This window comes from Actinomadura fibrosa, assembly GCF_900659615.1.
Classification (GTDB): domain Bacteria; phylum Actinomycetota; class Actinomycetes; order Streptosporangiales; family Streptosporangiaceae; genus Spirillospora; species Spirillospora fibrosa.
The window spans coordinates 1-6,165 of the sequence record NZ_CAACUY010000379.1 but is presented as its reverse complement, the minus strand read 5'-3'; the positions used below and the strand labels follow the sequence as shown (position 1 = coordinate 6,165).

Here is a 6,165-nt window from a genome sequence, read left to right as displayed (position 1 = left end):
CCCCGCCCCGCGGGGTCCGTCGCGGCCCAGCCCGGCGCGGTCGCGGCGGCCGCCGCGACCGCCGCCTCCACGTCGGCGGCGGAGCAGACCGGCACCGCCCCCACCGGCACCCCGGTGGCCGGATCGCGCACCGTGAACGCCTCCTCCCCCGTCCCGCCGCTCCACCGTCCGCCGGCCAGCATCCACCTGTCGCGCGGTCGCATGTCGTCCCCGTTTCTCCCGGCCCGTCGCCGTCCGCCCCGTCATGCCGGGCCGTGCCGCCGCCGGCCGTGTCGGTATCGGTGTCGGCCGTCCAGTACCCGCGTGAGGCTCCTTCATGACCGCGCACACCCGCATTCATCACCGGGCGCACCTGCGTCAGTGTCCACTTACTGGATCGGCTACGGTGGTGCCCACGACGACGAGGGAGGCGCGGGTGGACTTCGACCTGCCGGAGAGCGCGGCCGCGGTGCGCGAGGGCGTGCGCGCGATCGCCGCGAAGTACGACCAGGACTACTGGACCCGGTGCGACGAGGAGAAGCGCTGGCCCGAGGAGGTCTGGCGGGAGCTGGTCCACGGCGGCTGGCACAGCCTCGCGATCCCCGAGGAGTACGGCGGCGCCGGCCAGGGCCTCCTGGAGCTCGCCGTGGCGCTGGAGAGCCTCGCCGACGCCGGCGCGGGCGGCGCCGCGTCCTTCATGTACCTGCTCACCCCCGCGTTCGGCGGCCTCACCATCGCCCGCCACGGCACCGAGGAGCAGCGCCGCGCGTTCCTGCCGAAGATCGCGTCCGGCGAGCTGGAGACCTGCTTCGCCATCACCGAGCCGGACGCGGGCAGCAACGCGATCGCCATCGCCACCCAGGCCCGCCGCGACGGCGACGGCTTCACCGTCGACGGCCAGAAGATCTGGATCTCCGGCGTCGAGCGCGCCGACTTCCTCGTCCTCGTCACCCGGACCATCCCGGCCGCCGAGGCCCGCCCCCGCACGGCCGGCTTCACCGTCCTGCTCGTGGACGTCAAGGAGGCGGTCGCGGAGGGCACCCTCACCTACCGGCCGATCCCCAAGCTCGGCACGAACACGGTCGCGTCCAGCATGGTGTTCCTGGACGGCGTCCGCGTCCCCGCCGACCGCGTCCTCGGCGAGGTCGACCAGGGCTTCGCCGTCCTGTGGGACATCCTGAACCCCGAGCGGATCCTCGCGGCGGCCAGCGGCGTCGGGTTCGGCGAGCTCGTGCTCCGGACGGCCTGCGACTACGCCCGCGACCGCGCCCCGTTCGGCACCCCCATCGGCGCCCACCAGGCCGTCGCGTTCCCGCTGGCGCGGATCAAGGCGCAGGTGGAGCTCGCCCGGCTGATGACCTACAAGGCGGCCTGGCTGTGGGACCGGGGCCGGCCCTGCGGCTCCGAGGCCAACATCGCCAAGCTCACCGCGGCGGACGCGGCGTGGCAGGCGGCCGACCGCGCCTTCCAGACCCACGGCGGCATGGCCTACTCCCTGGAGTACCCCGTGGCCCGCATGTTCCGCGACGCCCGCATCGCCAAGAACATCCCGGTGGCGGAGGAACTCGTCCTGGCCCACATCGCCCAGCACGAACTGGGCCTGCCCAAGACCTACTGAGCCGCGCCGACCGTTGAGCCGCGCCGACCGTTGAGCCGGTCCGATGACGGGAACGGGCCGCCCTTCCTAGCATGACCCGCATGTACGACATCGAGCAGCCGTACGGACCGCCGGTCGAAGGCCGCCTGCGGGTCGCCACGTGGAACGTCTGGGGACGCTACGGCCCTTGGCGGGAACGCGAACGCGGGATCGTGGCGGCCCTCGCGGACTGCGCGCCGGACCTCGTCGTCCTGGTCGAGGCATGGCAGACCGCCGACGACGACCAGGCCCGGCGGCTCGGCGACGCGCTCGGCCTGCCCCACCATCTGTTCGCCTGCGGGATGGAGGACGGCGACGCCCTCTCCGGCCTGGCGATCCTGTCAGCATGGCCGTTCGTCCGCGAAGACCAACGGACCTTGTCCGCCCAGGACGCACCGGACGGCGCGGGCGCGGGGGACGGCGCGGGCGCGGGGGACGGCGCGGGCGCGACGGGGGCCTTCGTCTTCGCCGAGGTCGAAGGCCCCCGCGGCCTCGTCCAGATAGGAGCCGCCGCCCTCGCCTGGCGCCGCGACCACAGCGGCCCGCGCCAGCGGCAGGTGCGCGAGATCTGCCGGTTCCTGGCCGAGAACCAGCGCAGGCGCTGCCCCACCATCCTCGCGGGCGACTTCAACGCCGACCCCGGCAGCGACGAGATCCGCTCGCTGACCGGATACGGGGAGGCGGCGGCCCCGGGCGTGTTCTTCCACGACGCCTGGACGATGAGCGGCCCACCGGGCGGCGGGCACACCTGGTCCAACGCCAACCCGTGGGCCCGCCCAGTCCTGTGGCCGGACCGGCGGATCGACTACATCCTGTCCGCCCACCCGCGCCGCGGCGGCGCCGGCCATCCGCTCGACTGCCGCCTCCTCGGACACGAACCCTTCGACGGCATCTACCCGTCCGACCATTTCGGCCTGGTGGCCGACCTGACCTACTAGCTCCGACTTGGTCTACTAGCTCCGACCTGACCTACTGGCCCGACGGCCCCACCATCCGGTCTGGGAAGGTTCCGGCATGACCGCGCAATGGACGGCAGGTCCCTTCCAGACCCTCAACGCGGTGCAGTACACGCTGGTCACCGGCGGCGAGCCGACCGACCACTGGCACGTCTCCGTCGCAACGCCGCCTACCCGGGACGCCACCGAGAAGGCGCCGTTTCCCGTCCTCTATCTCCTCGACGGCTTCCTGACTTTCGCGGCCACAGCGCAGATTGCCCGAACCACCATGGCCTTCTCTCTCGGCCAATTGCGTCCCATCGCCATCGTCGGCATCTCCCCCGCCACCGACGACCTCGACCGGCTCTTCGCTCAACGCGCACGAGACCTGACACCGACCAGCGCCACGTCCGGCTACCTGCAAGGCCACACCCCGTACGGGACGGGAGGCGCCGACGCGATGCTCGACCTGATCCGCCTTGTGATCGCACCGCACGTGGAGTCGGCCCATCCGCTCGACCCCGGAGACCGGGGCCTCGCGGGCTTCTCCCTCGGCGGCCTGTTCACCTGCTGGGCCCTGGCACGCCGTCCGGAGGGTTTCCGCCGGTTCCTGGCCGTGAGCCCGTCATTGTGGTGGGACGACCACCTGCTCCTCGACCCTCAACGGACACCCATCGCCGACCACGGCACCGGTGACGTCTACCTCGCCGTGGGCGAGCGCGAGGACAGCCCCGACCGGAGCTGGCCGATCATGCCCGCCGAGACGCGCCGCGTCCTCTCCGGCCTCGACATGGTCGCCGACCTCGCCGCGTTCACCGGACGCCTGCGCCGCCGGCAGTGCTTCGACGTCCGCAGCGAGGTCATCGCCGACGAGCAGCACGCGACGGTGTGGCCCGCCGCCGTGACCCGCGGCCTGGTGCACCTGTACCGCACCGATCGAAAGGGGTAGGCACCCAGGTCAAGGCACGAGAACAATGCGCCGACCACTCGCCTTGCGCGTCCAGGCCTCCTCCACGTCGGCGAGCGGAACGGTCTCGACGTCCATCACAAGATCACCGGCGGCCACCTGCCGAAGCAGCCCGGCGAAGGCCGCCGCGGCGTCGTCCAGGGACGCCCGGCCGCCGAAACCGCTGCCGACCATCTGGACGGGGGCCTTGCGCAGCGTCATGGCAGGCAGGCCCGCCACGTCACCGGCGCTCATCCCGACGAGGATGTAGCGGACCGGCCGCGCGGCCTCACCAGTGCGCGCCAACGCCGCGAACGCCGCTTCGGCCGCCCCGCCCCACAGGTAGTCAACGACCAGGTCGTAGGGACCCTCGGCGACAAGAGCGCCGACGACCTCCTCATGTGGCCGGTCGACACTGATCGCGGCATGGACGCCGTTCGCGACGAGCCCGTCCAGAACATCCTGATCGCGCCCGGCGCCCACGACCCGCGCACCGCGCCGCACCGCCAGTTGGGCGGCGACACGGCCGGACGCACCGGTCGCGCCCAGCACCAGAACCGTCTGCCCGGCGGCGACCTCCCCTTCGGCCACGACCGCCTTCCAGGCCGCCATGCCCGGATTGAGCAACGCCGCAGCGATGGCGTCATCGACGCCGTCGGGTACCGGCAACCACACGTCCCGGCGCACCAGGGTCCGCTCTGCCATCCCGCCGTACGGCTGCTGCGGGAGGAAGAACGCCACCCGGGTGCCGTCGTCCAGCCGTCCGACGCCGTCCAGCCCGACCCCGCAGGGGAAGGCGGCCGGGGCATAGTGGACACCCTCGGCCATCGCCCGATCGGACGGCTTCAGCGCCGCCGCGGTCACCGTAACGACCGCCTCCCCTTCCCCGGCCACCGGCTCAGGCAGAACTCCATAACGCGGGACCTGGCCAAGCCCATGCAGGACGGCGGCGCGGACGTGCCGTGCGGTCATCACGTAGCTCCCCACACTCCGGAGATCCGTTCACTATGAACGGATCGTCGCGGTCACGGTAGCAGGAGATGCGTGCATAATGAACGGGATGGCGGACGACTACTACGACGTATGGCTGGACATCCTGGGACGCGTCTCAGGACCGCGCTTCGTCGACCTGCTCCTCGACCGCGCCGGCGTCACACTGGACCCGGACCTGTGCCGCTACCTCATCTACACCGACCTTCGCGGCCCGATCGGCGTCCTCGAACTCGCCGAACTCGCCGAGCACAACCACCCCAAGGCCAGCCGCTCCCTCGCCCGCCTGGAGCAGCTCGGCCTGATCACCCGCGCACCGGCCAGCCACGACCGGCGGATCAAGACCGCGTCCATCACCGCCGAAGGCCGCCGCATCGTCGACGCGATCAACCAGGGCCGCCGCCGCCTCCTCGAAGAGGCCTTCGCGGGCTGGAGCGACCATGACCGCACCGAACTCGCCCGACTCACGCGCCGCTTCACCGACTCCATGGTCGCCCTGATGGAACGGCAACAGCCCACGCCGCCCGACACCACGCCCACCTCAGACGCCGACATCTAGCCGAAGGGCATCCCGAGAACACTGAGGGAATGGCGGTCGATGGGCCGCATCCGACCGGCGTACGAGCGGCCAGCACGACTTCCGAAGCTTGCAGCGCGTTCGATTCCTTGGCTGGGCGACACTCCTCCGCATAGTGACCTTTATCGGGATCAATATGGCTTGGGTGGCCGCCCAGCTGAGGTGCCCCTTTAGCGAGGCGATCAAGTTCGCGTTCTACTCGGGCGCGGGTCACGTTGGTCGATGTCAGTGAGGTCAAGATAGCTGTCTATCCGCATGTCAGTGCACACTTGACCCCGCGACCGTTCGATACTAGATCTTCGGCTGTTTGAGTCGATCGATCTAGGCCATCCTAAGATCATTTCAACTGGACATGCGGCAGGACGATCTAAAGGCGCACCGTGTAGCGCAATGGTGCGATTACTGTGGCCCTGATTCCGCCTCACGCAGAAAAAAGGGTGAGTAAGATTGGAGTATGAGTTCGGAAGTGGTCGACGTGGCGTCGATGTCCACCAGGGAATTGGTGGACGCGGCGGACTCGGTCGCGGCCGAACTCGCCCGGCGTGAGGTGCCCGAGAGCCCGTCCGCGTGCATGGAGCTGGCCGAGACCCTGGGCCGGGCGGTCGACCTGACCGAGAGTGCCCTGGCCGGACTGATCGGCAAGGTCGACACCTCAGGCGAGATGCGCCGCTGGGGCCTGCCGTCCACCCAGGCCTGGCTGCGCACCCGGCTGGGCATGCGCGAAGCCCGCGCTAAAGAACGCCTGACCCTGGCCCGCCAGCACCACCGCCTCCCCGAGGTCGCCACCCGGCTTGCTACGGGCCGCCTGTCCTACGGCTACGCGGCAACCATCGCCACCGCCGTAACCCGCCTGGACGATGCCGACTGCGCCAAGGCCGAGGCCCTCCTGCTGGACATGGTCGACCAGGGCTTCTCCGCCGGAAAGATCGCCGCCTTCGGCACCCGCATCCGCGACGTCATCGCCGACCGCGACGGCACCGAGGAGCCCGACCCCGACTCCCGCCGCGGCTACGACCGCTCCTGGATCACCTCAACTCGATCGCTGGACGGCGGCCGCTACCTCAAAGGCTGGCTCAACCCCGAAGACGCCGCCATCTTCGAC

At 71.0% G+C, this 6,165-nt stretch carries 7 protein-coding genes; 5 read left to right on the top strand and 2 right to left on the bottom strand.

Features of this window, described 5'->3' with window-relative positions; genetic code table 11:
* Positions 1–203, bottom strand: a 203-nt coding sequence (locus tag E1300_RS46590) for an aldehyde dehydrogenase family protein (RefSeq protein WP_207400389.1), incomplete at its 3' end; no start/stop codon positions are given.
* A gap of 185 nt (positions 204–388) precedes the next feature.
* Between E1300_RS46590 and E1300_RS46585 the strand changes: the two genes are divergently transcribed.
* The 3 genes from E1300_RS46585 (at position 389) to E1300_RS46575 (ending at position 3,499) form a co-directional block, all read left to right on the top strand.
* Entirely contained in the window at positions 389–1,597 is a 1,209-nt protein-coding gene (locus E1300_RS46585; protein ID WP_242619847.1) for an acyl-CoA dehydrogenase family protein, read from the top strand.
* 80 nt (positions 1,598–1,677) lie between these two features.
* The gene (locus E1300_RS46580) at positions 1,678–2,553 is read left to right on the top strand and encodes an endonuclease/exonuclease/phosphatase family protein (protein WP_207400388.1); all 876 of its coding nucleotides are present in this window, start codon (positions 1,678–1,680) and stop codon (positions 2,551–2,553) included.
* Between the two features lie 76 nt (positions 2,554–2,629).
* Positions 2,630–3,499 carry an alpha/beta hydrolase gene (locus tag E1300_RS46575; RefSeq protein WP_131763676.1) on the top strand — a complete coding sequence of 290 codons (870 nt, stop codon included), beginning with the start codon at positions 2,630–2,632 and terminating at the stop codon, positions 3,497–3,499.
* Positions 3,500–3,508: 9 nt separating this feature from the next.
* On the opposite strand, the gene E1300_RS46570 is transcribed toward E1300_RS46575, so the two are convergent.
* Positions 3,509–4,468, bottom strand: a complete 960-nt coding sequence (locus E1300_RS46570; protein ID WP_131763675.1) for a quinone oxidoreductase family protein — start codon at positions 4,466–4,468, stop codon at positions 3,509–3,511.
* A gap of 88 nt (positions 4,469–4,556) precedes the next feature.
* Here E1300_RS46570 and E1300_RS46565 point away from each other — a divergent pair, with 88 nt between their 5' ends.
* Both E1300_RS46565 and E1300_RS46560 read left to right on the top strand, forming a co-directional pair.
* The gene (locus E1300_RS46565; protein WP_131763674.1) at positions 4,557–5,045 is read left to right on the top strand and encodes a MarR family winged helix-turn-helix transcriptional regulator; all 489 of its coding nucleotides are present in this window, start codon (positions 4,557–4,559) and stop codon (positions 5,043–5,045) included.
* A gap of 472 nt (positions 5,046–5,517) precedes the next feature.
* Positions 5,518–6,165, top strand: a 648-nt coding sequence (locus tag E1300_RS46560; protein ID WP_131763673.1) for a DUF222 domain-containing protein, incomplete at its 3' end; no start/stop codon positions are given.

Coding starts and splice junctions, on each gene's coding strand:
- E1300_RS46580 (WP_207400388.1), top strand. CDS start 1,678: ATGTACGACATCGAGCAGCCGTACGGACCGCCGGTCGAAGGCCGCCTG.
- E1300_RS46575 (WP_131763676.1), top strand. CDS start 2,630: ATGACCGCGCAATGGACGGCAGGTCCCTTCCAGACCCTCAACGCGGTG.
- E1300_RS46570 (WP_131763675.1), bottom strand. CDS start 4,468: ATGACCGCACGGCACGTCCGCGCCGCCGTCCTGCATGGGCTTGGCCAG.
- E1300_RS46565 (WP_131763674.1), top strand. CDS start 4,557: ATGGCGGACGACTACTACGACGTATGGCTGGACATCCTGGGACGCGTC.